A 26947-nucleotide genomic window follows, 5' to 3' on the forward strand; every position below is an offset into this window, starting at 1 on the left:
TCGATGAGCACTTTTCCGAAAGACCAGATCGTTTTTCGTGGCGATGCGAGCTTCCGGATCATCAGGTCCACCGAAGGCAACGTCCAACTCGAAAACACCGCTACCGGTGAATACGTCAACAGCTCCACCGACGAGCTAAGCGAAGAGTACATGCGCGGGTATCTCCGCGTAGGCATCGGGAGAACATTTCGGGCGCCGTCAATCAGGGCGAGCATAGACGTCTCGCGAGACGCTGCGTGCAATCCAGGCAAGATTGATACACGTCGCCGAGTCGAATATCTCGTTCGCCTGGAACGACTGAAGGCGTTTGGCGCGAATCACAAGGAGTTGCGCAGGCTAATACAGAGCGTCTCAATCGAGTTGAACGATCCCCGTCCGCCGCACATCACGACGGTCTATCGTTGGCGCCGGCGATACATCATTGCGCAAGCAGACATCCGATCACTCATTGCAAACGTCGACCGTCGTGGCGGACGCGGAAAATCGCGGCTGTTGGACACGGTCGAGGCACTTATTGAGGAGAAGATCGAGTCGGTCTATCTCGCCAGCAAGAGCTGTAATGCGGAGGACCTGTACGATGCCGTCTTCCTCGCCATCCAGCACGCGAATACAACGCGCGTTGAATCCGAGTGGCTGCGGGTCCCCTCCTTTCGGACGATTCAAAGACGCATCAGCCAGATCAGCGCCTACGACCGTGCGGTCGCGAAATATGGTGAGCGGGAAGCCCAACGACGATTTGCCGATCAGAAGTACGCGCGCAAAGTCAGTCGTATCCTCGAACTGGTTGAGATTGACCATACGCCCATCGACTGCATGGTGGCCGATGAAAACGGCGTCACAATTGGACGGCCAGTTATCACCGTTGTGCTCGACAGGTTCTCGCGTTGCGTGCTGGGCTTCTCGCTTAGCCTGGCTGGTTATGGCACACACACCGTCTTCGAGGCTGTACGTCATGCGCTGATGCCGAAGACATACCTCACGGAACTTTTTCCCGACTTGCAACTAAGCTGGGATTGCTTCGGGTGGTTCGAGCGCATCCTCGCGGATAACGGCTCAGAGTTTCACGCTGACGCGTTCAAAGACGCGATGATTAGCCTGGGCATCGTTCTCGAATTCGCGGCGTCCAGAGATCCGAATGACAAACCTCACGTCGAGCGCTTCCTGAAGACGCTCAACTACTCCCTCTTCCATAAACTGCCCGGGACAACTCTTGCAAAAATCCACCAGCGTGTTGGCTTTAAAGCGGAAGAGGATGCCTGTCTGACCTTCGGCCAGGTGAACGAGATCATTCACATATGGATCGCCAGCTACTACCACATTCGACCTCATCGCGGGCTCAACCGGCGCAGCCCAATTCAAGTCTGGAACGAGAGTGCGCAAGCCTTCCCCCCACAACTGAAACTTGATGCAGACGAGGTAGAGGTAGAACTGGGCGCACTGGCGGAGTCGGCTTTGCAACACTATGGCATTGACCTGAACACCTTCACCTATGTTTCGGCTGAGTTGCTAGGTCTTCGGCGTCTGCTACCACCGAAATCGCGAGTAACCGTCAAGTACCCGCTTCACGACGCCGGTCACATCCATGTATGGGACCCCATCGCCAATACATACATACGCGCCGACAACAAAGAGGACGATTACGTGGGTCTCACAGTTGAGCAGGCGAAATTGGCAAAGAAAGCCATCGAGGATGAGTATCGCAGGACGCGCGCGAACGCGAAGGAGGTAATCCGGCAGAAGGCAAAAGAAGCCATGGCCTCGAAGGAACTCAAGAAGCGCAAGCGTGGAGCACGGACAGCAGACACTGCGTCTCGAAACATCAATAAGCCAATGAAACAACGCGACGTTTCGGTGCCGCGAAGCGTTGCGGTCGGGAATGAAAACGATGACGTTCAAGACTTCAATATCGATGTCCTTTAACCAGGAGACGAAATGAAAGGAAACAACGATGTTTCGGTCATTGTGGCGGCCATCCGTCGATGCTTCGTGAATTTCCCGCACGTCGAATCAACCGTCGCTGCCTTGGATCGACTGTACTCGTACGAGTGCGAGCATGAGGAGCCCGCGCACCTTTTCATCATCGGTGAGTCGGGCGTAGGTAAATCAACCTTGTTAAATCGATACGAGAAGTCCCATCCGAGGATCATTCACGAGGATTACACCGAAATCCCCATTCTTTTAGTCAGGCTGGACGAAGCACCGACGCCGAAGACGCTCGCCGGAATTTTGCTGAAGGCCATGGAATCGCCGTTCTGGAGCAAAGGGGACGCTGTGGAGCGCAAGGTGCAGCTCCTATCCCTGCTACGTGCGTGCAAGGTTCGCCTCGTTATCATCGATGAGGCGAACCATCTGGTGGACCGAGGAGGCGAAAAGACGCGTCATAACGCTGCGGACTGGCTTAAAACCGTCGCAGATGCGGCGGGGATCTCCTTTGTGTTAGCTGGCATTCCTCGCACGATTCGTCTGCTCGAGACGAACGACCAGTTGCGCGGTCGATTCCGCGAGGTGATCTCAATCGACCGCTTTTCTGTAGCTGACCAGGAGACAGAGAAGCGCTTCAGAGGTGTCCTTAAAAGCTTTCAACGGTTGTTCTGCAACCTTGATTCGATCGACCTCTCGAGCCGCGAACTCACGCGTGCATTCGCCTTCGCAACGGACGGGCGTCTGCGGGAGATTCGCTCGCTTCTTGTCAGATCGGTGGAGCTGGCATACGCGCTGCCGAGCCCACGGCTCACGATGAGCATACTCTCACAAGCTTTCCGCAGCGCTATTTATGCGGATGCACCGCCAGACCGGAATCCGTTCGAAGCCGCATTTAAGGCGGTTCCGCTCACCATTGTCGGCGAACCGTTCGCGCCGGTGGAGCGTTAGCATGCAATCTCATAACGCATCGCTGCCGGTGCGTCCACGGCGTCGACCGGACGAATGGACGGAATCATACTTGGGCCGTGTCGCCCGCGCCATGGGCGTCAAGCGTCCATGGCGGAACGATCTCGATGTACTTCGCAGATTACTTTTCCCCGATCCACCGCCCACGACGGAGGGTATTCCTCAGTACGGGCACTTGCCTTCGCCTGGTTGGGCAGTCGCCGGACGCGCCGCGAAGGTCCGCTATTGCCCCGCCTGTATGGCGGAAGCGAAATACATCCGCGCTCGCTGGCGCATGCCATACATGGAGGTATGCACAGTTCATCACATCCGGCTTAAAGACGATCTTGTCGAACCAGCGTTCACGGGCAATTACGCGCGTCCGGGACGATACGTCATCTGCGATGCGACAGTCGAGCAACTATGGGAGGGAGCCGTATGCCCGATTTACGACGAACTCGACCATGTGATGGAGCTTTGGCGTCCCTTCGAGAAGGCTGTGGTGGCAGGTGACGAAGAAAGAGCAGCTGAACACCTCGGGTGGACGCTGCTCGTTGAGCGGTTGCTCGATGCTCTCGCAACATCGATCAGAGGCATAGATTATCCGCCGAAGGACATTGCTCGCTTGGCCCATCGAGCCAGTTGGTCGAAGAAGTTCGGCTTGAGTGCGACTCCGACGAAGGAGGCCGTTGTCGCCATGCTTGACGGACTTCGCTTGCCAGCACATCGACGGGCGGCACTGAGGTTCCTTGCATATCAGATAAAGGAAGAATCGCGGAGACGAACGTGTCTTTCTTCACTGCCGCTCCAGACGTTGCATGACAGGCTCATGGCGGCCCATCCGGAAAGCCATCGGATCCGCGGGTTCGGCGCGTTGCCCAAGCCCACGCATCCTGCGGGGCATTTGAGCCTCGAAGCGGCGGAGGCAACGATTGGCTGTCCGCCGGGTATGCTGTACGAGCTGGTGAGAAAGGGCGCGTTCTCAAACGTTCAGTGCATCGAACATGGCCGCAAGCGGTACAAATTCATCCGCTACGACGAGGTGCTCGCATGTCGCCGATGGTTCAGCTCCTTGATGTCAATCGACGAAATCCTTGCGCACTTTGCTATTGATCGTGTCGGCTATTGGTTCCTCCTGCGTATGGGCATTCTCCGACCGCAGAACATCGCCTGCAGGGCTTGGTTCCATCGGTGCGACGCGCAAGCGTTTCTCGCGAAGCTCGAGGATGTGTCGTGCGCTATCTCCGATGAAAGCGCTCATCTATTTCCGTTGTCCCACCTTTGGGCGAATCGTCGCGGGTGCTCGGATGGAGCATTCAAAGATGCGTTCGTTGACCTCGTGAGTGGCCGACGACGGCTGTATAAGAAGCTCGGCGAGCCGGGACTTTCGGCGTTCTTCCTTGATGCCGAGACTTTGGAGGGCGTTCGTCGTGCCAGCGCTGCGTATAAGGCGCGGGCGCTGCGGGCGCCTATTGTGGATCGTCAGCTCACGCTGGAGTTGCCGGGATGACAATTGAGTTGGCTCTTCCTTGCCTCAATCACTCAAGCCTGCTCAGACTCTGCCAGTGTTGCCTATTGGACCGCAGTCTGGGCAGGCGAGCTTCTCTTCGTATGCTAATGCGATGGAACGCTTTCGAATCGATACACGCTCCGCTCACCTCGCCATCGGCGTCAAAGGCTGCGACTTCCAGCAGAACAAAACGAAGCGCACTTACCGCTCACGCTACCGCGGACGTTGGCCGATATGCGGCGGACAAGATCGAAGCGACGAGCAATGGGGATAAATCATGCCGAAATCAAACGTCGATGACGCCTGGCGTCGCGCTGGCAGCGACCTGTTCGAGGGAGGGCTGCTTGTTCGCCCTCGAGTGAATCCAGACGAGGCGTACCACGGCTACCGGCTTCGCGTGGCCCACGCCAACGGGCTCGTGAGACCAGCGTGGCTGCAGTCACGTGACGTCGCGAGATCCAGGCGCAATAGTTCAGGCAAGGCTCGACGGTGTCAGCTCTGTCTTTCAGGTGCCGACGCCTACTGGAAGGAAAGCTGGGACTCGGGAGCGGGGGCATGTTGGGAACATGGGTGCTGGTTGACGGACACATGCGCTCGCTGTGGCCGCGCTACGACCTGGAAGCGCTTGCGCTTTCTGACGTGCGCGTGCGGTGCGCTCTTGTCAGAAGCTGAAACGCAGTACCTATCGGCGCAAGTCGTTCAATTGGCCGCGGGAGAAGCCGGTCCAGATGCATGGCTGAGTCCGCTAGATGCGAATCAGCGATGGCGCCTTGCTGGCTTCGTTGGGGCGTTGGAAACGTACGGTCTTCGCGGGAAGCCACTCAAGAAAGCCTCTTCATCCTCTGTCGAAGTCGAACGGCGGGTTATGACTGCTGGCGCTTCGCTATTGATGGAGGGTGTCGCAGCGGGACACCGACTTCTTGCCGCAATTCGTGCTCCGACACACGCCGACGGAAATCTACAGTTATTGTCTCAGGCCTTTCCGCAGCTATTGGTCATGGCAAGGAAGCAACTTTCTCCCGTCGAACGTCAGTGGATATTTGACCTCGTTGCCTCTTATGCTCATCAGACAATCGACAGTGACACGCCTGTCATCTGGGAACGGAAGTTCGATCGCAAGACGCCCTCACCGTCTAAACGAATGGCGAAGACAAAGGCTCGCTCCCGGCGCATGATCGCGATGTTGTCTCGCGCTGGCATCACTCCACGGGTGCGGACCACGCGGTCCGGTCGCACCAAAGTTATCGTTGGGGAATCGCAGTTGATCGGTCTGAAGGGGCTGCGAGACGATTCCTTGTCTTTCAAGGCCACCGTCAGACAATACGGCCTTTCCACGAACCGTTTGCGCTCCCTAGCGGAAGCCGGCCTTCTGGCGTTGGACCATGGTCGTGTTCGTCGCAGTTCCATCGACCTGTTACTGAAGGGGACCGGGAAACATGCAATACCTTGTCCTGACGGTGCCGAAATCGACTTAATATCTGTCGCGGAAGCTCTCAGATATCGGGTGCCTGTTTCTCGAACAACGGAGTTTTTCGACGCAGTGTGCGAGGGTCGCCTGCCAGTCTTCACGAGGATGAACGGTGACGTTGTTCATTTCAAAACGCTACATCTAAATTCGTCAGCCCTGCAAGCTTTCATGGGGAACGTCGAAGCCGAGGAAGGCGAGGCGTTATCCATACCCGAGGCGGCCAAGGCGCTTCGTCTGAAGCAGGAAGTCATGTATCACCTGGTCAAGGTAGGGCTTGTTCGGACGGTCGTCGCTCGACTGGGCCGCAGGTCGGCGAAAGTAATCCAACAGTCAGAAATCTTGCGTTTCACAGAGGAGGTTGAACCGCTAGTGCAGGCGGCGTCGCGCGCCGGGGTCGGCACACGTGAGGCGGTTCGGTGGGCGCGGGCAAACGGTATCGACCTGATTTCCGGTCCGTCGATCGACAACGGCCGCCAATATTTCGTCATGTGTGTTCCCCCGGATTGTGAACCGGCACGCCGGGGCCGCGGGAAACTGATGAAAGTGGACCATCCGGCAGCAAGCGAACTACGAGGCGAGGACTGAAATGACACTGACGATAACGATCGCCTTGCTGGGTGCCGTTTTCATCGGTGGCGGCGTCTGGCTGGCCAGTCGCCCGGTCGCCGACCGCCCAGTTCATTTGTCGCGAGAGCTACTCGCGGCAGCGAAAGAGGCTGCGGCAAACGAGTACAGGACAGTCGAACAGCAGATCGAACTCTGGGCGTGGAAGGGTAGAGACGCGCGATCAGCCGACATCGAAGCGGACCGAGGCGTAGACCTTGGGCCAACCGGGAAAGACTAACATGCAACCTAAGCAAAGGAGACACCGCACCGATATCAACTACCCTATGAAGAGCGGCAGCAGACTATGCCTGGTAGGAACCGCTTCGGTAGCGGATGTCGTGCAGCACCTTCTAAGGGCGACACCTAAAGGGCGACCGATGGACGCAGCGGCTTTGCGGACCTTTGGGTTAAGCATCAAAACTGCGAACCAGCTTGTCGACGACGGATGGATGGTCCGGTTATCAAAGGGCGCGTATCTCATGACGGGCGACGCTGCGACTCGGGACGGTGTTATATCGTTCCTCGGTCGCCGCATTCACGGACTTCATGTCGGTGGCCAGACCGCGCTGGCATGGTATGGCGTGCGGCACTACATCGCTTACCGGGAGAGAGTGGTTCTCTGGGGAACGAGGCGGTACGTGATCCCGGGATGGGTCTCCGATACGATGCTCTATTCGTACCAGACGACGCGGTTATTCGATGCTGATATGGATTACATGTTCCAACTCAAACCTATACCCAATGGCGACCCGAGCGTTCTCGTTTCGACGCCGGAAAGAGCACTGTTGGAACTCGTCAGTGAAATCGGCAAAGGTCTCACCTATGAACATGCTGCGAACCTGACAGGGGGGCTCCGAAACATGAGACTCGACGTGCTCAAGCTTCTGCTGTCACATTGCAGGCAGATCAAAACGATTGATCTGGTGCGTCGCCTGAGCCAAGGAACTGGCTATGCGTGGGCGTCCGAATTGCCAGAATTGGCGCGACATCTCATCGCCATGAGAAGATCGATCTCCAGCGATAGTTAGTGAAGGCAACTCCAACCCGGTGTCGCTTTGAAGGGTTTAAAAATCGCTCGTTAGAAACACAAAAATATGGCCGACATCGATCTCGTATACAACACCGACGCCGAACCACGACATATGGAGGCGATCACGCAATCAATTCTGTCCGCCAACAGGATCGTCATATGCTCGGGCTGGCTGAAAATGGGTGGTCTCCGGTGTGTGCTTCCACAGCTTCAAACCGCGATTTCGAACGGGGCTGAAATTGCCGTCTACGTCAACGACAAGACTTCGAAGGATGCCAAAGCTCGCAAGACCCTTAAGGCAATGAACCTTCGCTTTGTTGTCGTCGACACTTGCTACATGCATTCAAAACTTTACTACTTTGAAACGTGCGATCGCTTCACTGCGTTTGTCGGATCAGCCAACATAACGCACGGCGCGATGACAACGAATGAAGAACTGTCTGTAAAGATCACTGGTCTGATCGGTGAGCCGATCCAGAAGGAACTGCAGACTTATCTCGATCACTTGTCGGAGCGCTCGAAAGCCAACATATCTGCTGCTGACCGGCTTGCTACACCTCGCTGATGCGCAATATTTCCATTGACCAGGAAGCGTTCAATCCTACCTTACGCCGCAACTTATTCAGTCGTTTGCCCTGCTATTTGCCGACGGAGTCAACGGGTCGAGCTGTTCGGCGACCGCTAATGCCCAGCGAGCCCAGGCTTCGCGGTCTCCGTCGAAGGCGCGCCCTTGGATCGCAAGGGGGAAAGCCACAACCTTCCCAACGTACTCGCGGATCTGTTGCGCCTGCTGGTAAGCATTAACTTGTGCGAGCAGCCGTCCGACCCGGTCGCGTTCGGCTTGCGCACGCTCTTCGCGCTCAAGTGCTTCGGCAGCTTCGCGTGCCTGACGGGCTTTTTCGCGGCGCTCTTCAAAATCGTGCTTGTCCCATTCATAGGCAAATTGGCGAGCCTTCCGATACTGTCGTTCTCCAGTCAGCACCAGAGCCACAGCAATGTCACGTAGTTGATTTTCGAGCCTCCCGGCGTCACCGTCGCTCCAGAACAATCGCTCTTCTGCCTCGCCATGTTTCCAGCGGGCAACGCGCACTTCGACCGCCATCGGCTCGCCGCGTCTTCCTGCAACTCGGCCTTTGCGAGGTCTCAGCGCCTCCAGTGCGTCAACCTTCAATTCCACATGCTGACAGCCTACTTGCAAGAGGAGCTCGCGCGCTTCCCGTCCGCGGACGGTAGCGTACACGTCGACCGCCGCGAGCAACGTGAACAGGTTGCTCAAGATGGTGAGTCGCCGCTGCTCAAAGTGGCTTTCGAAGCGTGGCTTATCCCAGCTATAACCCGATCTCATCGTGGCTTCTCGCCGTGCGTCGTCTTCGCGCAGGAGGCGAGCAATGAGCGGATGAGGATTGTCGAGCGCGCGCATGTAACGGAATTTCGACGGGAGCGCCTGTCGGATGCGCACCTCGACCTCGTCGAGTGTTTCGTCATAAGTCGGTGGCTCAGGGGGCGTATCTTCCAGCTTCGCGCACCCATCGACACTGTCGGCCCGATACGCATGAGGCGCCCCGGCTCCAATACTGACGCGACTTGACGCGCCGGGTCCGCGAGGCGGCAGTGGCGGACGTGTCACGCGTCGGCCGGCGTGCAGTTTCGCCCAATAGCCTCGCGGTGGCAACGGGATGTCGCCGCGCCGACAGGCCTTTGCCAATCCGACGTCGGATACCTTCAACGATTTGGCGAGCGTCGAGATTGGTCCAGTCCACACCAACTCGTAAAGTTGCTGGCGCGTGAACGAGTAACCCATGCCCACCCCTCGATCCATGGTCAAAACAACGATGCACCACAAAAAGATGCAGACCGGAGCCGGCTCCGACATCGTCAACTGCGTGCCGCGTCTATGGAAATCGTTCTTGACCTTAGAAGCCTCCGGCGTTCGCCACATAGTCGGCAGGCGAGACCAAAAACGCGTCAATATCAGCGACACGCCATCCCACTGAACGGGCGCCGAGGCGCACAGGCGGTGGGAAGGTTCCGGCCCTGATACGCTGATAGATGGTTGATCGTGACAAGCCCGTTTCACTTTCGACCTCAGCTCGACGTATGATCGCGTTAGACGCACGTCGAATCGGTTCCGGCCTGATTTCTGTAGTCGCAGCGGGTCGTGGCGCGGTTTGCGGGAGATCCGCTGGCGCATGTGTCCGGCGACTGGCTGTCAAACCAAGCTCAATCAGCATCGTTGCCAGTTGATCCCCAGCTACACGCCATCGCGCGTATGCTTCGCAATAGCAAACCAGAGATTCGCCACCAACGGAATCCAGCACACCTGCATCGGACAACTGTGTGGCTACGGCTGGCCAATTTGCTAGTGCCGATGGGGACAGACGTGCCAAAATCCCTGCGTCGGCAGCACGTGAGTTGATTTTTCGTCGCGCACCCCGAAGGTGCGCAGCTTCACGCCCTGCTCGCCCGGATAGTTGGTTCTCTTGACGCATGCCGACCTCCTTCGGTTTTCCGTGAATGAAAGAAGTGTAGATGCGCCAATCTGGGGGTGCATCGAGCATTTATTGAGTGGCACACTGGAGTAGCGTCGGGAAGATACGAACGGAAACGCTGGATGAGGCACGGCGACCATCATGGTACCGCCGGGTCGAAGGGCGTACCCCGTGGCAAACCAGCTAGGTCTTCGTCAGGCAAAACAGTTTGTCTCCCTCTTTGCAGGCAAGCTAGGTCATGACACGGTCTTCGCGAGTAAGAATATCGGCCCCAGTCGCATTCATCGAGGGTGACTGGCGTACCTGAGATCATCAGCTCTCGACTTCGCATTGCGAGAACGAAAATGAAAACGTGCGTAGCGGGCTTTATTGCCTTTACTGCAAAATATTGAGACCCGCAGCACGCGACAACCCTTCCCTTCAACGCGATGGCGACAATTACGCAACGAGGACCTTCTCAGTGGCGCGTCCAAGTGCGGCGACGCGGCCACCCGGCGCAAAGCAAAACGTTTGATACGAAGGCGGAAGCAGAAGCTTGGGCCGGAATGGTCGAATCGGAAATGGCTTGGGGCGTGTGGGTGAGCCGCGGTCGGGCGAAGGCTGCCACCCTCCTCGAGGCCTTGCGACGGTATGAGACTGAAATATCCCGAGAAAAGAAAGGCTGGGTCCAAGAGGCGTCCATCCTCAAAGTCTGGATGGGGCTACCGCTGGCTAGGCGACCGATGGCGTCGATTCGTAGCGTTGAGATAGCAAAGCTGAGAGACGAATGGCTGGGAGACTACAAGGCGGCGACTGTGCTGCGGCGAATGGCCGTCTTGTCGCACGTGTTCAGTGTGGCACGTAAGGAATGGGGGATCGAAAGTCTCCATAACCCAGTGGAACTGTTGCGCAAGCCGGAGCCGGCCAGCGCCCGTAAGCGCCGCCTGGTTGCAGACTCGGCTCACAAGGCGACTGAAGAGGTCCTCGAAGCCGATAGGGGCACGTGCGATAGTGAACTCGAGCGGGTTGTGACAGCCAGCGAATCCGCACTGTTGCCGTCCATTGTCTGGCTGGCGGTCGAAACCGCCATGCGTCGCGGCGAAATCGTGTCATTACGATGGGAGTATGTGGACCTGCAGCACAGGGTATTGCATCTACCAGAGACAAAAGGCGGGACGGCCCGCGACGTACCGCTTTCTTCTCGGGCAGTTGCCGTCCTCCGATCGCTGAAAGATAGCGGTAGCGCTGCGAAGTCCGACGCTGGAGCGGACCGGACCGGCTCCATTTTTGACATCCGGAGCGATGCCGTAACTAGGGCATTCGAACGGGCAGTAGCAAGAGCACGGAAACGCTACGAAGACGAGTGCCGGGAGGCAAAAGGGACGCCAGACACAAGGTTTCTTGTTGATCTTCGTTTTCAGGACCTGCGCCATGAGGCGGTCTCACGGCTGGCGTCACAATTCTCGCTGCATGAGTTGACGACCATTACGGGCCATAAGGACCCACGCATGCTGATGCGCTACTACCACTCAAGCGTCGAGGCCCTCGCGAAGAGGCTTTCGTAACGTCTCGGGTTTTCGTCTTGATTGGCGCATCCACTGGTGTGACAGGCCCGGGACGCCGACGATTGCAGCGTCCCGCATGGCGGGCAACACGGTCTCGTAGCGCGTAGGACTGAAGCGGCGGGCGTGGTAGCCGCCGCGTGCCACTTCAAATGCAAAACAGCGCACCACATTCGAAACGTAGTGCGCTGTTTTTAAAGACAATTTCTTGGTGGAGCGGAGGAGGATCGAACTCCCGACCTTCGCATTGCGAACGCGACGCTCTCCCAGCTGAGCTACCGCCCCACTGCCAAACGATTCTAGCACAAGCCGTTTTTGACTTGCGCACAGCGGGGGCACTCTGATTCGCGCGAGGTAAATCTTCTCACAAGGCTTCAGATTCACACCGGCAAGCCGATAAAACGCTCGGACTGCCTCGTGTGCACCGTCTCGATTGGCGCATGTGAGCGTGCTATACCGCGCGGACGCCCCAATTTCGTGTGTGATTCGGGTGCGCTCGCGTCGGGAGGTCGTGCCGCGACGCGCTACTTTGCCGTCGCTTCGCGGGCACCGGTTCGAATGCGGCAAACCTGAGAGGCCGCGACGGCGGGGAACATCGAAAAGAAAAGAACATCGGGGAAATCATTCATGACCTTGAGTTGGGGGCTACTCGGCCCGGGCGAACTGGCGGCCGAAAGGCGTGTGAGAACGCTTGGTGTTTCCGCATCCGTGCGGCATTTCAATGAGCTGGCCGTGCCGGGTTTGGGCGGAGTGTGGTTCGGCAAGCAGGTAATGCTCGCCACTCTCGGCGTGATGGTCGCGCAGGGCGCACGCGAGTATCAGCGTCAGGTCAACAACATCGAGACGGCAAATGCGATCGAGGCGCTCGCGTGCTGGCTCGGATTCGAAAGGAGCCGCTGGCAGGCGGTGCCGCGCCTGCGCGGTGTGAATAAGATGCGCGGCGTGACTAAGGAAAAGCTGACGTTCCGCCGCCTTCGCGAGCAAAAATTCTATGTGACGCAGCCGATGCGCATGTCGACCGTTGAGGCGCTGCCCGCGCTCGGTCTCGTCGATGCCAACGGCACGCGTTTCAACACCTTCGCGTGCTCAGAGGCGGGACAGGCCTTCATCGAGGCGGCGTGCGCTCACGCGCGTCCGAAGAACCGCACAGTGGCCGATCACCTGATCGGCTGGACCGGGGACGGGAGCTCGATCGGCTCTCTTGACACGCTGGGCATTGCCCTCATGCCGACCCTGCCGTTACCTGAACGCGCGCGCGCATTGCTGACCGAGCGCCTCAGGAGTCGCGGCCGCAACGAGTCCGCCAACATACAGAAGCGCCGTTGCGAAGCGCTCGATTGGGTCGAGGCGATTCGCCTCAGACCTTCGGTATTGATCGGCTGGGACGATCGGCCGTACGAGATCGAGAGCGACGCGCATTGGAATGACCTGCGCGCCGGCGCGTTCTTCACGCTTGCCCGCGATGCCGCGATTGACGTGCTCGACGCGCTTGAAGCGCAAATCGGCAAGAACGAGAAGAGCGGCAACGGCAAGGCCCTGTCGCTACGCGATGTTCTTCCCGGCGGAATCCGCCCCAAGCTGGACGCGCTGCGCGGCGCCGCGCAACGCTTCCATGACGAAAAGCGCACCGAATCCGAGGCGAACCATTTTTGCGACGACTGCCTCTTGCCTGACGACAAACGCCTCTTACGCGAACTCGTTAAACGCGATGGTCGGGTGCTCCGGTTACGTGGCGACGACGTTGTGCCCGGCTCGGCTTATCAGGGCCGGGAGCAGCGCGAAGCCGGACCGGCGCGCAATGAAGGCGACGGCGAATCCGCTGCGCCGGACACGTCGATCGATTGGCCGGCCGGCCTTTCGTTCCGAGTTCGGAACCTGTTCCTGCTCAACGCCGACCTGCACGGTGATCTTGAGCGCTGGTTGAATAGGGAGAATGCCGTCACGCCCATGAGCGAAAGCGAGTTGGAGGAAGCCGTATGAGAGGCGACGAGAAACTTCACCCACCGTCGCTTGCACAATGGTTCGCGGGTCCGGAAGAGGCTTGGGTAGGCCGCTTCGGCTGGCTGTGCGGCTATTCCGCGGACGCCGATTTTCTCGATCTCGCCGCCGAACTCTTCACGCGTCAGACCGCGGCGCAGCGCGCGCATGCGGGCGGCATCGCGCTTGGCGTGATGCTCGATCCCGGCAATCCCGCCATTTCGATGTTGGAAGCGCCTGGCGTTGCGCATCTGCCGATCCGTGCCGACATAGAAAAGAGATTTGCATTGCTGCATGCGAAGGTCGCGCTGCTTGGCTTTCGTCATCGTGACCGCGGGGGCGAGTGGATGGTGCGGCTCATCGTTTCGACGGGCAACTGGACGCGGCAGACCGTCGAAGAAAGCCTGGATCTCGCGTGGTGCGTCGACGTATATTCGCACGACTTGCGCGAAGCCCATTCGCCCGACGCGGAAACGCTGCATCGTTGCGCGGACATCCAAGCGGCGCGCGGCATGCTCGAACGTCTTTCCCTGCTGTTCGACACGCGTCTGCTGGACGCCGCTGCGCCCGTACGAGAGCGCGACACGGGACTCGCCATCGACGACTTATCGGCGTGGATCGCGCAGTGCGTCAAACACGCGCCGAGCGGCGTCGCGCGGTTTGTTCATAGCGAGGATGAGTCGCTGCTTGACCAGTTGCCCGAACGGATCGCACAGGCGGGCATCGACGTGGCAAGCAATCGCCTAGCAATGGGCTCGGGCTTTTACGAAAGCGCCGCGCAGTCGAACGCCGTGCCCACGACGCTCTCCGCGATCGTCGCCCGACTGAAGACCAAGAAACTGCTGTCCACGAATCCGGCGGTGGACGTGTTCGTCAATCCGCTCGCGTGCCAAGCCGTCGCACAAAGCGCCAAAGCAATGAACAAGGCCAACATGACGATCCGTGCGGCAGCGCAGCCGGCTACGATTTTCGGCGACGGACGGGCCCGCGCGCTGCACGCGAAATTCTTGCTCGGCTACAGAGCACGCAACGATTCGCCCTATTGCCTGAGCGCGTGGGTCTATCTCGGCTCAGGCAATCTGACCGGGCCGGGCTTTCAGCGCGCCGCGCGGCAAGGCGGCAATCTCGAAGCGGGCGTCGTGTTCTCCACGTCCGATTTGATCTGGTCGCGCGAGCGGGAATTTGAGCCACATCATTTTGTGGAGAACGTGCTGCCGGTGCATAGGCGGGACACCCTTGAACCCGACGCGCTGACCGTGGGCGGCGACATGCCCGAGCGCGAGGACGCTTATCTTGCAGCCCCGGTGGCCTGGCTCGCGTGGCATCCGACAAGCGACGACAGCGGCGAACTCGCCGTCAGCGACGACGCTCGAGGATCGTTCGAGGTTATAGGCGTGTCGGGCGAAGCCTGCGCGCGCAAGAGCGGCGCGAACATATTCCTCTGGCACGGGCCGCGACCGCGCGTCGTCACTGTGCGCTGGCAGGCGGGCGATCGCGTTGGGATCGCGGACATACCGGTGGTCGACGAGTTCGGCCGTGTCGCGGCTGCGGCGCTGCCTGCGCTCGAATTGGAGGACGCGTGGTGGCACCTCGCCAGTTTCCCCCAGCCGCCCGGCGATGACGTTGATGGTGGCGACACCGACATCGACGGCTCGCCGAACCCGGCGCCGCCGAGTGGCGAGCATTTACACGCGCGCTATGCAGTACGCGAAATGATGAACTTCATCGAGCGACTGGCCGAACGGCAGACGGCCGTCGCTGAAACGGACTGGAGCGCGTGGTGCTGCCGCCTCGAACAGACGCTCGCGCTGCTCTCCGACAGCGACGGCGTGCGCGCGTTCCGCGAGATGCAACTCAATCCGCTCGCGGCGTTGCGCGTTGAATCGTTTCGGCCGACATATGCCGAATGCGGTGCGACGCCGCATGGCCAAACGTACGAAGCGTTACTCGATCGCATCGGCGAAAGATGGCAGATGGCGCGTGCAGAACCAATCGGGGAGGCATCGTGAAGCAGCAATTCAAGGGCTGGGCGGCGGTAGCGGTCGGGCTTGGGGACATCGCGCGCGAGAGCCGTAGCTCGTCCTGGCTTGACGATGGGCAATGCGCGAGCCTCGCGCGTATCGCCGAACAGGTCGCGCAGAATGGGCTGCTGGTTGCCGATGAGGTAGGCATGGGCAAGACCCGCATCGCGGCGGCCTTGGCGAGCGCGGTGATTCGTGCGGGCGGTCGGGTCGCGATTCTGGTGCCGCCCGCGTTACCGTATCAGTGGAAGGCAGAACTCGATGAGGCCGGCATCGCCGACGTTCCCTTGTTGCGCAGCCTGCGGCAGTATATGGACGCGTGGTTCCCGGCCAGCGACCGACCGGAACGCCCGTGGTTTGACCACGACGCGATCGTGATCTCCCACGCGTTCGCCAACTGGCGCTTCGGCGGCAGCAGCGACACGTGGCGTTGGGCGCTCATGCCCGAGTTGTACGCGCAATGGCATCTGCACACGAACAAGCGCCTCCCTTATGGCTACTCCGCCGACGGCGAAAAGCGCGCGCAGCGCGCACGGCAGGCGAGCGTGGCGAAGTACATCGCACAGGCCATGTACGCGCCGCCGCGCGCCGTGCCGCGCCGCCTTGCTGATGCGTTGTTCGGCACCATCACCGATTGGCGGCGCTCCTGCCACGCCGACGCCTATCGCAGCGACGGGCCGATGCGCGGCGCGCTCGAAGGCTCGATCGGACTCGGCCTCGGCGTCTTCGACCTGATCATTCTCGACGAAGCGCACAAGAGTCGCGGCGAACAGTCGGTGCTGTCATCGCTGTTCGGGCGCGTCATTCAGCGCAATACAAACGCGCGCTGCCTCGCTCTGAGCGCGACGCCCGTCGAATTGAGCGTGCAGGACTGGAAATCTACGCTCGCGCGCCTAGAAGTGGCGTCTTCCGAGATCGACGCGCGCATCGATGAATACGCGCGCGCGGTCGAGCGCGTGCGTGAAACGCCAATGGATCGGCCCACGCGTGATGTGTACAAACATGCTGCGCGAGCGTTCCAGGACGCGCTCGCGCCGTATCTGCTCAGGCGTGACAAACGCGAGGATCGACATGTAAGCGACTTCGAACGGTACACGGGTGAGCCGCATCATGCCTATCGCGCGATCCAAGAAATTTTTGTGGAGACGGCTAAGCTTTCGCTGCCGTGGCGTCGCGCGGTATGCGCAGCGGAATCACTGTCGCTCACCACGCGGCGCGCCGAGGACGCGGGCGCCAACCGGTTGTATCTGACCTTAGCGAACGGGCACGGCATCGCGGGTTGGCTTCGGCAGACCGAGCAGGATGAGACCGTAGATGAGGCGACACCGCCACCGATTGACGACGGCGCCGATCCGCCCGATGTGGTTACCTACAAGCGCAAGCAACGCGCCGCTTGGTGGAAAGGCGTGCTTGGCGCGGCGTTCCGCGATGATGACTCACATCCGCTTTTCGATCACCCGGCGATTCTGGAGGCCGTCAAGGAGATCGAGCAGGTGTGCGACCGCGGCGAGAAAGTGCTCGTGTTCGGGCGTTTCACCGCGCCGCTGCGCGCGCTGACCGAATTGCTGAATGCACGCTCGATGCTTAAGAGCCTTGACGCGGGCCGTCCGTGGCCGCAGGCCACGCTGTCGGATAGCGAATGGACCGCGGTGCAAGCGGCTCACCGGCAACTCAGACGTACCGACGATCTTGCCTATGAGACGTTCAAGATCCGCCTCGCCAATCAATACCGGCAAATCGAAAATCAGCGGCGTTCGTTCCGCACGCGGCTCATCAAACAATTGGGCGAAGGTCTCGGCGCTGTACCAAAGCACGCGCTCGCCCTGCGTCTCTTCGATGCTTTCCAGCGCTCCGTGACCGCTGCTGAAGAGAGCGACGAAGCCTCGCCGCTCGCGCAGGTCGCGCGCACGTTGCAAGAGTTACTGAACGCGGCGGACGCGCCCGTGGAGCCGGCGGCGATCGCGGGCGCGTTCATCGAGTTCGTGGATGCGTCGGTGGACCGCGGCGAGCATATTGACGACACAGACGCTGACGAACAGGACGCGATGCCACTGTGGCAGCGCATCTCGAGCGAACTCAGGGCGCCCCAGGGCGGCTTCGCGCGCCTGATGAACGGCGACACCGCGCAGCGCACGCGCCGTTTGCTGCAACTAGCGTTCAACCGCGATCACAGTTTTCCAAGGGTGCTGGTCGCTCAATCGATGGTCGGGCGCGAGGGGCTCAATCTACACAAGGCTTGCAAGACGGTCGTGCTGCTGCATCACGAATGGAATCCAGGCGTGGTTGAGCAGCAAATCGGGCGTGTCGACCGCATCGGGAGTCTGTGGCAGAAGTCGCTCGATAAGGCCGTCGCCGAGGCGACCAGCGCAGAAGACACGCCGCGCATCATCGTGCGGCCGGTGATCTTCACGGGCACCTACGACGAGTGGAACTGGTACGTGCTACGAACGCGCTGGGACGATCTGCGTGCACAACTGCACGGTGTAGTGATCTCACCTCGCATGGCGCAGGAAGCAGGTATTCCGCAGTCGGTCGTCGATGAGATCAACGAGGCCGCGCCGAACTTCCGGCCGGCGGGACTATTTGGACCATTCATTCAACACAGCGCGTAAGAATGGGACCTTCATCGTTGAAGCCGACCGCGGCGTCGAACCTGAGCAAGCCCGACTGCGGTGCCGCGAATTGCGCGAGCGCCGCCGCGTGAGATAACAAGAAAACCGAATATTCTTCGAGACTAGACATGTCCAGGGAGCAGCAGATCGTTGAAATAATCCGACAGCTTCACGCCAACGGATCGACTGAGTTCACGATCCACCAGATCAGGGACGCCCATTCCCGGCACTCCGAAGAATGGACGCCGCTTCCGAAACGTTGGGAGCCGCTCGTTGGCGCCGTGCTGCGAACGCTTGAATCCACTGCGACGGTGAGAGGAGATGGCGCTGGCCGCTACAAGTTGATACACCCGCTCGAGCCGAGATCCGACCTCGCGCGCCCTTCACTTCTCGATGCTGCGTCGGACGACGAGCCACAACTGCTGCCGCCGGGCAACCGGCCGCCAGATGTGCCACCGGGAGGCACCGACAGTGGTGGTGGGGACGGCGAGGGCGCCGGATATCGCGAAGTGCTGTCGCATCCTTTGTTATTCTCGTCCATGCCCGACGATTTCGATCGCCTGCTCGCTCGTATCGGAGGCCGCTCGTGACGAAGCGAACCAATGGACTTGCGCTGCTGGCGCACAAGTGCGCCGCAAGGACGTTCGACCTCTCGACGGGCGTAGTCCATGCCAGCATGCGCGATCAGATCGTGCGCGCTCAATTGCTGATACGCGACTTGAGGGAAAACGATCCGACATGCAATCGCGTCCTGATCGTTGGCGGCGGAGTCGGCGGGGTTTCCGCAGCCACGATGGCGTGCGAACTCGATATGGATGTCGTGCTCGTTGACAGCCAGAACAAGCCGTTCAGCCTGCAGGCTGGCGTGACGAGCCGATTTGTCGGGCCGTTCATGTATGAATGGCCGGAGCTTGGGCACGACTGCCAAGACTATCCGCCGCCGGGTGCCCTAGGTCAGCCGTCCGATGCGACGCCGAAATGGACGGCTGCGCATCCGATTCCGGCAGCCAAATTCGCGGAAAATTTGGACGACTGGTTGGTCGCGCATCGGTTTTTGCCGGGGACGGCACGCTTCTATTTTGGTGTCGTGCCTGCGGAAGTGGAAGCTTACGTGCGTGCGTTCGTCGCATACCATGGTACGGAGACGGTCGCGGGTGTGCCGCCAGGTCCCGAGTATGTGCTTCCCAAAGGGTGCCTTGATCACCAAGGGAAGCCCGCACATGGGGGAACGTCATTCCGCCCGGACTACATTGTGCTCGCGGCGGGGATGGGAGAGGAGCGTGTCGCACTTCCTGGCTTTCCGCGCATCAGGGGGAAGTCCTTCTGGGACAATGACGAGCTGAAGTTGGACAAAACTCGCCACGCCAACTCCTGCGTCTTTGGTGGTGGCGATGGCGCGCTGCAGGACGTCCTGCGTCTTCTGACGAAGCATGACCATCCGCTTCAGCTGATCCGCGATTTGAGGCTGGATACGGCGGTTGCAGAAGCGATTGATCGTTGGGCGCCCAGTCTCGAAGCGCTCGAACGGCAGAGTCGGCTTGTGACCACCTGGTCTGGAACGGGAAGCTTCGAGGATATCGATACGCGGTGCCAATCGGTTGCAGCGGCGCTCGCCGGGGAGGCCGTTGTGCGGGAGGCCGTACGGCGACAACTACGCGAGGGTCGAGGTGAAGTCCATCATGTCATGCGGGAGCGGTGTTTTGGCAAGGCATACCTGCTGAACCGGTTTGTGGTACACCTGATCGAACAATGCCAGAAGCTCGGGGCATACAGGCGCGTACTTACCTACCGCGTACATCGGGAAGCGAGCATCACAGACGCCAGGCCGACCGTTCGTGATGGGAAACGCGGGTTCTTCATTTCCCTCGAGGACGACCCGAAGCATTATTTCTTCCGCTGGATCGCAGTCCGCTATGGTGCCGACTCCGACACCGTACCGCAGTCGAAGATGGTCAAGTTGAACCCAAAAACCCGCGCCGACCGTACGAGTATGGCGGCTATTCCGCTGCCACTCATGGTTCCGGATTAACGGAGCAATCAGCAAGGGTTCGGGCCCAATAACAGCGGAGTGGCATCCTCGAATCGGATTAGCAAGGTAGCGTGAACGGCTACGGAGTGTCCGATCGAGTCAGAATCGGACGGGCCGGTACAAGAGACGCTAGCTATTTGCGTCAACCTCATCGCCACACTGAAACCGCAAAAAGGGTGCCTTTCGAATCCTGAGTTGCGTTTCATGGTTTCGCACACATTTGCTCGCGCGTTACGCTCATGTGTTGGCCCATTTGCAGCGGCTAGCTTACGGATGGTGTACTTGCGGGTAAGTTCTGTACTCCCATAGACCGCTCGAAGTCCCAATCACGGGTGGTACACTCGATCGGCGCGTAGCGGGCAGTGGGAGAGGTCAGCGCATTGCCCGCTCAAATAGAAAGCAAGTTAGACGTGGCTTTACAAAGGCAATGAATATCAGACCATGATTGCGGGGCGCAGATAGGTGACTGAAAAAAAAACGAATACGGCAACGTTTGATGAAATTTTGGTTGACGAGAAGAAGCACTATCTCGCGCGGCGCAAAGAATTGGGTGTAGATTCCAAGGCCGACAGTAGGATTGGTCTCGCTCTTTCTGGCGGCGGGATACGTTCCGCTTGCTTTTGCTTAGGCGTTATCTCGGCCATGTTTACGCAAGGACGCTGGAACGAAGTTGATTACGTGTCCAGCGTTTCCGGCGGAGGTTACACAGCAGCCGCTCTCGCACGACGCATGAAAGGCAACGTACGTCTGAACGAACGGATGATCAGTGAGTGTCTCGAAAGAATGAAAACTCGAGGCGGCTTCCTGTCCAGTTGGTTGCTACCGGTAATTCCGTTTCTGCTCACGTTTGCATTCTCAGTCGCCCTCCCGATCACGGCGTTTCTATTTGTAGCAGCGACGTTGGCAGTAGCCGCACTACAACACTTATGGCTGCCAGCAATTGCTTTTGGAGGTGGCACTATCATTCTTCTTGTGTGCAGCTTTGTCTGTTATTTTAGAAAGAACGATAAATTTGCAAGTTTTCTAGATCTTACGATCACCTATTTCGTATTTTCAGCTCTGTTCCTCATAGCCCGCTCTTTTGGATTTTCGTCGTCAAATGCCCTATGGCTCTATGCTTCGATCTCGGCCGGACTGATTTTCGTCGCTCTTGCCTTGTTATGCGCCACGCCCGACAAACCCCACATCAGGCGGCGTCAGAGGTTGATCAAGCCCGCCGTATTGCCAGTGGCCATGCTCTCGGTGACGCTGTGTCTACTCGCTGGACGGGGTCGCATCGAGGGGTTCGGCCGGTGGTTAGGGCTCGAAAACGTGTCGATCTTGACTATCCTCATTGCGTTGGGTTGCGCGCTGATCGTATGGGTAAGTCCAAACGCGCTGAACGGCGCGCTGCTTTACTACCGATTCAGCTTGCGATTTACATTTAAACCATCATGGGAAAAGCTTTTCGGGTTGAAGTTACGGGATACCGCGTCAACAGAGACATTCCCTATACACATCATCAACTGCTTTGCGCAATTTTCGCGCGTAAATGGCCGATCAAAAGATGTATTGAAGAAGAGATTTGAAGGTGCGCCAGTTGATCCAATCAATGAAATGAAGCGTCGGGGCGGGGTAAACTTCGCTTGCACGCCTCACTTTTGTGGATCGCGAGCGACAGATTATCTTGCAACTTCCCGGTGGGAATCGCGAGGAACGTTCACGTCCAGCGCGCAAGACCGATTCTGGACGCTTGTCGCAGCATCGGCCGCTGCGGTGGACACACATCCAACGCGAATGTCACCACTGAAGCGTATGACGCTTGCGTTCTTGAATATTGGCTTGGGCGTATGGGTTCGCAATCCTGCCGTAACCGCGAAGCTTGCGACATCGTGGCCGAGCTTTACGTGCAATATCAGAAATTTCCTTGAAGTGAATGCTCCGTCGGACGCGTGGATTCGGTTAAGCGACGGCGGTCACTTCGAAAATCTTGGTTTGTATGAACTTGTGGCACGCAAATGCACACGAATCATTGTTGTCGACGCAGGCTATGATCCCAACTACGAGTACTTTGACCTCGCGATCGCAGCGCGCCGCTGCTTCGAGGACTTCGGCGCTACTATCAATCTAGATATCAAACGGGGTCAACCGACTGTGGTGACACGTGGAAAGATAGAATACGGGAAAGGAAGCAAGGCGATACCGGCAGAGCTTATCTATATCAAGCTGTCGGCACTCGAATCGCACTCTTTGCCTCTGCGTTTGCGCGCGGCATACGATGCCGGTTTCCCTCATGAGCCGACGGTCAACCAGTTTGTCGATGACGATTTCGTCCAAGCCTATTTCTCGTTGGGGAAAGAAAGTGGCGAGAAAGCATTCAGGCGCGATGTTGCTGACAGGGGAACGTCAGACATGGCATCGTCAGTCGTCGCATAGTGCATGCAATGTTTTAGCTACCGATGCGGTCGCATCCATCGGTTGTGCTGTAATGGGCGCAGCAGATGCACCTAGACTTCCCTGAGTCCGCACGAGCTGGCCTATGTCCGCAACCGGACGGCGCTCCAGCATTCACGACGCCCGAGCGCTGTGCTCCCGTATCCACCGTACAGGGCCATCCAAATGGGGCTGCGATGGCAGGAGGCCGACAGGACGGCGATGTACGTGGTCCACGGGTTCATCTTTGCAATGAGGGCCCCGACTACGTCGCAGAGGAGGCAGAAGGCCGATGCGCACAGCTTGACGGGAGATGACGCAGTCAGTTTTGCGATGCGTCCAGCATCTCGCCTTGCGTTCCGCTCGCGCTGCAATCGCGCGATTACTATCACGACACGTCGGATGCCTGGTCATGTGGTCGTTCCGGCAATGTCTGCAACTTTCGCGGAGTGTCAGTCGTTTCAATCTCGGTGCCGTTAGCCCGAGCGCGCTCCCCGTCGCACCAATCTCGCGTCCTGCGGGTTCGCAAATTCACAACGTCACTAAGAAGTAACCCTGTCCTGATCTTCGGATCGGCTTGTTTGAGAACAAGGGGGCGATCAGTTATTTTGTGGCCGAGCGTTCAATCGCCCACTAAAAGCCTGCCAGCTGTTGGTCTTAACCGAAAGCTGCGCGAAGGGAAGAAAATCACTGTAGGAACACAGCGAGCGATGCACCAGTGGTATCGAATACGGGGGCGCTGTTCATTTGGGAGACGCAGAGTCACCGCTTGCTCGCTCGCGCGCTCTCTTCGGCGCTGCTACTAAATTGCCAGCTGCACTGGCGATCCCGAACTGCTGTTGCTCTAGGGAAATCGTTGCAACAATCGCTTCGAATTCCGAAAACAGATCAGGATGGTGCCGTCGCAGGTATTGACAGGCAGATTCGTTTTCCAGCAGTTTCGCAAGATACCCTTTAGCGAGCACGAGGTTCAGTACATCCTGCCCGTATGTCTGCTCCACGAGCTTATACTGTTCCTGAAGGTTGCCCATCTCGTTTTCCATCTTGAGCATTTGCTCCGACGTGATGCCGCTGACCTTGGCCGGCTTCTTGCCGGCAATCAAGGAGTTGACCGGTGTTGCCACCAGCAGAGCTTCGGCATACCGTACCGTCACATTATTTGCAGCGACCATCAGCTCGACGCATTCGACTTGCCGTGTCGGCTTCATTTTTCGAAGAACCCTGGACAGCTCTGCGGAGAACTGTCTGTCGCCAAGTAGCTCTGCAGCCTCATCGCAGATACCTTCGAGCAGTGTCATCTTTTTGATGATTGAGGTGACATTAACGGCAAGTGCCCTCGCAATGCGGTCCGGAGAAACGCCGCCTTCGACCATTCTCCGGATCATGAAGTGTTCTTGGATTGTCGGAAGCCTGTTGAGGCGATTATTGTATGTATAGCTTTCGTCGTCCGTGGCGATCAGACACACGGCCTCTGGGAACTGCAGCTCTTGCATTGCAAGCAGCCGAATGTGTCCGTCAAGCAGTACATGTTGCCCAGTAGACTTGTCTTCCGGTGTTACTGACAATGGTTCGATAACGCCGATCTCTTCGATAGACGCCTTTATCTGCTTGAATTTCGCTGATCCTAGGACAGTCGCTGGCAGCTTCCGGGAGGGGAGTATGTCGTCAATGCCCACCAAGAGCGGTTCGGGAATGAACCCCAGCGTGACACCAGTCATACGGTACTCCCACCAGGCCATACGCGCTCAGATAGATATTTCGGCAAGGTGGCGAGGCCTTCCGCTCGAAGGAGATTAACGAAGTTTTCATCTACGAACAGTTGTCTAAGCGCACCTATTACAAGCATTAAACGTTGTTGCGCGAACTCTGATTTTCTAACCATAGCCTTTTGACGGGCAACTTCGGTTTGGTAGGCGCGAACGAGACTGGAGGTCGTGATGTCCGTCGCCTTCTTGGACATGATCCGGTTGGATGATCTTCCAAGAGTTTTTCTTCGTTCAATGATCCGCCGAGCGGTCATCAAGTTCTTGCCACGCAATTTCCCTGATTCATATGCTTCCTGCAGCACGGCCTGAACTGCGGAGTCGCTGTCGCCGGCCCCCGCGATCATAAGCGCCGCAGTGAGCGGGATGCGACCGGATTCGACTGCAATTACCAGCCGTTCCTCACCTTCGTTGAGCAGCTTCAGAATTCCGTACACGTACTCCTGTTTAAGGCCTGTTTTTCCTGCGATGAGCTTTGCGCCATACCCTCGAACCTGAAGCTGCCGGATGCCTTCCAGCAATTCGAGCGGACGATAGCAACGTCGCGCAACATTCTCAGCGAGGCTCATGATGAATGCATCTTCATCAGTGACGTCCACAACGAGGGCGGGAATCGTTGTTTCACCAAGCATCTGGTAGGCCTTCAATCGGCCCTCTCCACAGACGAGTAGATACTTCTGCACGCCATCAGCGGTAAGCCGAGGCGTAACCTTGATCGGCTTCTTCAGGCCGATAAGCTGGATGTTGTTGACGATCTCGGCAAACACCTTCGCGTCGCGCTCCCGCGGATTGATGACCTCGATTTGCTCGAGCGGGATCATCTGGACACAACCAGCGTTTCGATGGTTCACGCTGCTCTCCTCAACCGTGCCCGTTCGGCCATTCCGTAGAGATATTCGAGGGTATCGAACCGATAGCTCTCAAACTCGATGGAGTTTCTCTCGGCAAGATGGATGCGCGCTTGCGCAAAGTCGAGTCGCGGCAGCAGGTAGTAGTCGAGCGTTCCGGAGTTGGCGTGATTGAGTCGTACGGCGACGGTGATGTCGGGCAGCAGACTCGTGTCAAACCTGATTTTCCAATGACTATGACTCGAATCGTACGTCTGGCATCTGGCCAGCACGAGGCAAACCGTGAATTCGCTGTTCACCGTTAGCATGTCGGTCGCGGTGTCTCGCACGACTGCTCCACCGAGATCCGCAATACGCCGCTCGGTTTGTTCGATAATTTCCGGATGTAGCCGGCGGAGGAAGCGGTTCGTTTCGATGTAGCGATAGTCGCGCCCCGGGGTGAAGCCGACGGTTTGATACGCACGGATGAGGCTACCGAAATGGTAGACGTAAACTGACGTCGACGGCATACCCTCCGTTTCGTCAATTACGACGCCAGAAAGGAACCCGCGATCCCGGTACAGGTTTCGTAGGCGCTCAATCAACTCCTCATTCGAGTAGCGACGGGCACGCGCCCGCATGATGCCCTGTGCCGTATAGAACGCCTCTGCAGGGACGATTGGTTGGAACGCGCCATCTTTCCGGATCCACATATCCGGCGAGTTAGTTACACGTGCCTTCTTGAGTTTGAACGAAACTCGATTGTAGATGTTGTTGCCGATATATTTTTCGTTGGTCAGCACCTCTCGCACGGTTGCTCTGCTCCATTCGCGTCCGAGGTCGGTTCGTACATTCATACCGTTGAGGCGACCGGCAATCTCGTACTCGTTAAGCGATTCGTCAATGAACCAGTTGTAGATGAGATTGACGATACGGACTTCGCTATCCGGGCCGGGTATCAGAATCACCCGGTCCGTCTGCAGGCTCTTATGTTCACCGCGAGCCAGTTCACCTTTCATCAACCCGTGCTGGTCGATCAGGACGCGGCGAAGGCCATAGCCGGCCGGGCCGCCTTGTCGAAACCCGAGTTCGATCAGGCGACACTGACCTGCGAACACCTTGGCAGAGAGTTCCCGGCTGTACTCGCCTGCCATTGCGCGCTTTACGCCCTTTACGATTGTCGAGACCGGTGAACCGTCGTTCTCAAACTGCTCCGCACAATACGCAACGTGAATGCCGGCGCGTCGGCAGACATACTCATAGTAGGCGCTCTCGTCAGCGTCCTGAAACCGTCCCCAACGGCTGACGTCATACACGAGGATGACTTGAAACTCGGCGGCTCCGCTTTCGACGTCGCGGATCAATCGCTGTAACGCTTCGCGACCATCGATACGCAGACCGCTTTTACCTTCGTCGGCATACGTGCCAACGACCTCGATATTGTGCCGACGCGCATACTCGCGTATTTTCTCGCGCTGGTTTTCTGTCGAATACTGCTGATGTTCAGTGGACATACGCACGTATTCCACCGCACGCATTGCGGCGCCCTGCGCAATACCATCAGTAGTTGCATTGTCGGGTGGCATGGTCCTGCTCCAGGCAGAATCATCGATGTCTCGCGAGACACGCTGGACCGGTGAACGGCTTCGGTGAATCTCATGAAAGAATCACACAGCGGCGTGCGGTGCTAACGGTCGACGAGAGGGATATAGAAACAAGGTAGCAGGCGCGTGCTCGATGTCGATCAGGTCATCTCTTTGCAATCGGATATCGCTCCTCGTCGGGGCACGACAG

Annotated in this window: 19 protein-coding genes and 1 tRNA gene; 14 read left to right on the plus strand and 6 right to left on the minus strand. The window is 58.4% G+C overall.

Annotation, left to right across the window (positions count from 1 at the left end; translation table 11 throughout):
* Window positions 1-3 precede the first annotated feature (3 nt).
* The 6 genes from NCS58_RS00935 to NCS58_RS00960 all read left to right on the plus strand — a co-directional run bounded on the left by NCS58_RS00935 (window position 4) and on the right by NCS58_RS00960 (window position 8047).
* Window positions 4-1920: a Mu transposase C-terminal domain-containing protein gene (locus tag NCS58_RS00935; protein ID WP_250537633.1), complete on the plus strand. Its 1917-nt coding sequence runs from the start codon at window positions 4-6 to the stop codon at window positions 1918-1920.
* Between the two features lie 12 nt (window positions 1921-1932).
* A complete protein-coding gene (locus NCS58_RS00940; RefSeq protein ID WP_250537634.1) occupies window positions 1933-2871 on the plus strand; it encodes a TniB family NTP-binding protein in 939 nt (312 codons plus the stop codon).
* 1 nt (window position 2872) lies between these two features.
* Window positions 2873-4378 (plus strand): TniQ family protein, encoded by a 1506-nt coding sequence (locus NCS58_RS00945; RefSeq protein WP_250537636.1) that lies wholly within the window; start codon window positions 2873-2875, stop codon window positions 4376-4378.
* A 997-nt stretch (window positions 4379-5375) separates the two neighbouring features.
* Window positions 5376-6431 carry a hypothetical protein gene (locus tag NCS58_RS00950; protein WP_250537638.1) on the plus strand — a complete coding sequence of 352 codons (1056 nt, stop codon included), beginning with the start codon at window positions 5376-5378 and terminating at the stop codon, window positions 6429-6431.
* A 305-nt stretch (window positions 6432-6736) separates the two neighbouring features.
* On the plus strand, window positions 6737-7480 hold the full coding sequence (locus tag NCS58_RS00955) for a type IV toxin-antitoxin system AbiEi family antitoxin domain-containing protein (protein WP_284502089.1): 744 nt from the start codon (window positions 6737-6739) through the stop codon (window positions 7478-7480).
* A gap of 66 nt (window positions 7481-7546) precedes the next feature.
* The gene (locus NCS58_RS00960) at window positions 7547-8047 is read left to right on the plus strand and encodes a phospholipase D-like domain-containing protein (RefSeq protein WP_250537641.1); all 501 of its coding nucleotides are present in this window, start codon (window positions 7547-7549) and stop codon (window positions 8045-8047) included.
* A 57-nt stretch (window positions 8048-8104) separates the two neighbouring features.
* Here NCS58_RS00960 and NCS58_RS00965 read toward each other — a convergent pair whose 3' ends face one another.
* Window positions 8105-9283 (minus strand): hypothetical protein, encoded by a 1179-nt coding sequence (locus tag NCS58_RS00965; protein WP_250537642.1) that lies wholly within the window; start codon window positions 9281-9283, stop codon window positions 8105-8107.
* On the opposite strand from NCS58_RS00965, the gene NCS58_RS34305 reads away from it, so the two are divergent.
* Window positions 9282-9476, plus strand: coding sequence for a hypothetical protein (locus tag NCS58_RS34305; protein ID WP_250537762.1), 195 nt, complete (start codon window positions 9282-9284; stop codon window positions 9474-9476). The two genes, NCS58_RS00965 and NCS58_RS34305, sit on opposite strands and share 2 nt — an antisense overlap.
* Here the strand turns inward: NCS58_RS34305 and NCS58_RS00975 are convergent.
* Window positions 9396-9605 carry an AlpA family transcriptional regulator gene (locus tag NCS58_RS00975; RefSeq protein WP_250537755.1) on the minus strand — a complete coding sequence of 70 codons (210 nt, stop codon included), beginning with the start codon at window positions 9603-9605 and terminating at the stop codon, window positions 9396-9398. The genes NCS58_RS34305 and NCS58_RS00975 overlap by 81 nt on opposite strands.
* 794 nt (window positions 9606-10399) lie before the next feature.
* Here NCS58_RS00975 and NCS58_RS00980 point away from each other — a divergent pair.
* Window positions 10400-11515 (plus strand): site-specific integrase, encoded by a 1116-nt coding sequence (locus tag NCS58_RS00980; protein WP_250537643.1) that lies wholly within the window; start codon window positions 10400-10402, stop codon window positions 11513-11515.
* A gap of 206 nt (window positions 11516-11721) precedes the next feature.
* Here NCS58_RS00980 and NCS58_RS00985 read toward each other — a convergent pair.
* Window positions 11722-11797: transfer RNA gene (locus NCS58_RS00985), tRNA-Ala, on the minus strand.
* Between the two features lie 342 nt (window positions 11798-12139).
* Between NCS58_RS00985 and NCS58_RS00990 the strand changes: the two genes are divergently transcribed.
* The 6 genes from NCS58_RS00990 to NCS58_RS01015 all read left to right on the plus strand — a co-directional run bounded on the left by NCS58_RS00990 (window position 12140) and on the right by NCS58_RS01015 (window position 22566).
* Window positions 12140-13492 carry a hypothetical protein gene (locus NCS58_RS00990; RefSeq protein ID WP_250537645.1) on the plus strand — a complete coding sequence of 451 codons (1353 nt, stop codon included), beginning with the start codon at window positions 12140-12142 and terminating at the stop codon, window positions 13490-13492.
* Window positions 13489-15498, plus strand: a complete 2010-nt coding sequence (locus NCS58_RS00995; protein ID WP_250537647.1) for a hypothetical protein — start codon at window positions 13489-13491, stop codon at window positions 15496-15498. The genes NCS58_RS00990 and NCS58_RS00995 overlap by 4 nt, the downstream gene beginning before the upstream one ends.
* Window positions 15495-18122, plus strand: coding sequence for a helicase-related protein (locus NCS58_RS34310; protein ID WP_250537649.1), 2628 nt, complete (start codon window positions 15495-15497; stop codon window positions 18120-18122). Before NCS58_RS00995 ends, NCS58_RS34310 begins: the two co-directional genes overlap by 4 nt.
* 128 nt (window positions 18123-18250) lie before the next feature.
* Complete coding sequence (locus NCS58_RS01005) at window positions 18251-18712, plus strand: hypothetical protein (protein ID WP_250537650.1); 462 nt, start codon at window positions 18251-18253, stop codon at window positions 18710-18712.
* Window positions 18709-20151: an FAD-dependent oxidoreductase gene (locus NCS58_RS01010; protein WP_250537651.1), complete on the plus strand. Its 1443-nt coding sequence runs from the start codon at window positions 18709-18711 to the stop codon at window positions 20149-20151. Before NCS58_RS01005 ends, NCS58_RS01010 begins: the two co-directional genes overlap by 4 nt.
* Before the next feature lie 462 nt (window positions 20152-20613).
* Window positions 20614-22566, plus strand: coding sequence for a hypothetical protein (locus NCS58_RS01015; RefSeq protein ID WP_250537652.1), 1953 nt, complete (start codon window positions 20614-20616; stop codon window positions 22564-22566).
* A 740-nt stretch (window positions 22567-23306) separates the two neighbouring features.
* Here the strand turns inward: NCS58_RS01015 and NCS58_RS01020 are convergent.
* Genes NCS58_RS01020 through NCS58_RS01030 form a run of 3 tightly spaced genes read right to left on the minus strand, consistent with a single transcriptional unit; the run spans window position 23307 to window position 26739 of the window.
* Window positions 23307-24281: a plasmid partitioning protein RepB C-terminal domain-containing protein gene (locus NCS58_RS01020; protein WP_250537653.1), complete on the minus strand. Its 975-nt coding sequence runs from the start codon at window positions 24279-24281 to the stop codon at window positions 23307-23309.
* On the minus strand, window positions 24278-25147 hold the full coding sequence (locus NCS58_RS01025) for a ParB N-terminal domain-containing protein (RefSeq protein WP_250537756.1): 870 nt from the start codon (window positions 25145-25147) through the stop codon (window positions 24278-24280). The genes NCS58_RS01020 and NCS58_RS01025 overlap by 4 nt, the downstream gene beginning before the upstream one ends.
* Before the next feature lie 26 nt (window positions 25148-25173).
* Complete coding sequence (locus tag NCS58_RS01030; RefSeq protein WP_152762797.1) at window positions 25174-26739, minus strand: recombinase family protein; 1566 nt, start codon at window positions 26737-26739, stop codon at window positions 25174-25176.
* Between the last annotated feature and the right edge of the window lie 208 nt (window positions 26740-26947).

Origin of the sequence: Caballeronia sp. INML3B (genome assembly GCF_023631305.1) — a bacterium.
GTDB lineage: Bacteria > Pseudomonadota > Gammaproteobacteria > Burkholderiales > Burkholderiaceae > Caballeronia > Caballeronia turbans.

Coding starts and splice junctions, on each gene's coding strand:
- NCS58_RS00935 (WP_250537633.1), top strand. CDS start 4: ATGAGCACTTTTCCGAAAGACCAGATCGTTTTTCGTGGCGATGCGAGC.
- NCS58_RS00940 (WP_250537634.1), top strand. CDS start 1,933: ATGAAAGGAAACAACGATGTTTCGGTCATTGTGGCGGCCATCCGTCGA.
- NCS58_RS01020 (WP_250537653.1), bottom strand. CDS start 24,281: ATGACTGGTGTCACGCTGGGGTTCATTCCCGAACCGCTCTTGGTGGGC.
- NCS58_RS00960 (WP_250537641.1), top strand. CDS start 7,547: ATGGCCGACATCGATCTCGTATACAACACCGACGCCGAACCACGACAT.
- NCS58_RS01005 (WP_250537650.1), top strand. CDS start 18,251: ATGTCCAGGGAGCAGCAGATCGTTGAAATAATCCGACAGCTTCACGCC.
- NCS58_RS01025 (WP_250537756.1), bottom strand. CDS start 25,147: ATGATCCCGCTCGAGCAAATCGAGGTCATCAATCCGCGGGAGCGCGAC.
- NCS58_RS00995 (WP_250537647.1), top strand. CDS start 13,489: ATGAGAGGCGACGAGAAACTTCACCCACCGTCGCTTGCACAATGGTTC.
- NCS58_RS00965 (WP_250537642.1), bottom strand. CDS start 9,283: ATGGGTTACTCGTTCACGCGCCAGCAACTTTACGAGTTGGTGTGGACT.
- NCS58_RS00945 (WP_250537636.1), top strand. CDS start 2,873: ATGCAATCTCATAACGCATCGCTGCCGGTGCGTCCACGGCGTCGACCG.
- NCS58_RS00990 (WP_250537645.1), top strand. CDS start 12,140: ATGACCTTGAGTTGGGGGCTACTCGGCCCGGGCGAACTGGCGGCCGAA.
- NCS58_RS01030 (WP_152762797.1), bottom strand. CDS start 26,739: ATGCCACCCGACAATGCAACTACTGATGGTATTGCGCAGGGCGCCGCA.
- NCS58_RS34305 (WP_250537762.1), top strand. CDS start 9,282: ATGCCCACCCCTCGATCCATGGTCAAAACAACGATGCACCACAAAAAG.
- NCS58_RS00950 (WP_250537638.1), top strand. CDS start 5,376: ATGGCAAGGAAGCAACTTTCTCCCGTCGAACGTCAGTGGATATTTGAC.
- NCS58_RS00980 (WP_250537643.1), top strand. CDS start 10,400: ATGGCGACAATTACGCAACGAGGACCTTCTCAGTGGCGCGTCCAAGTG.
- NCS58_RS00955 (WP_284502089.1), top strand. CDS start 6,737: ATGAAGAGCGGCAGCAGACTATGCCTGGTAGGAACCGCTTCGGTAGCG.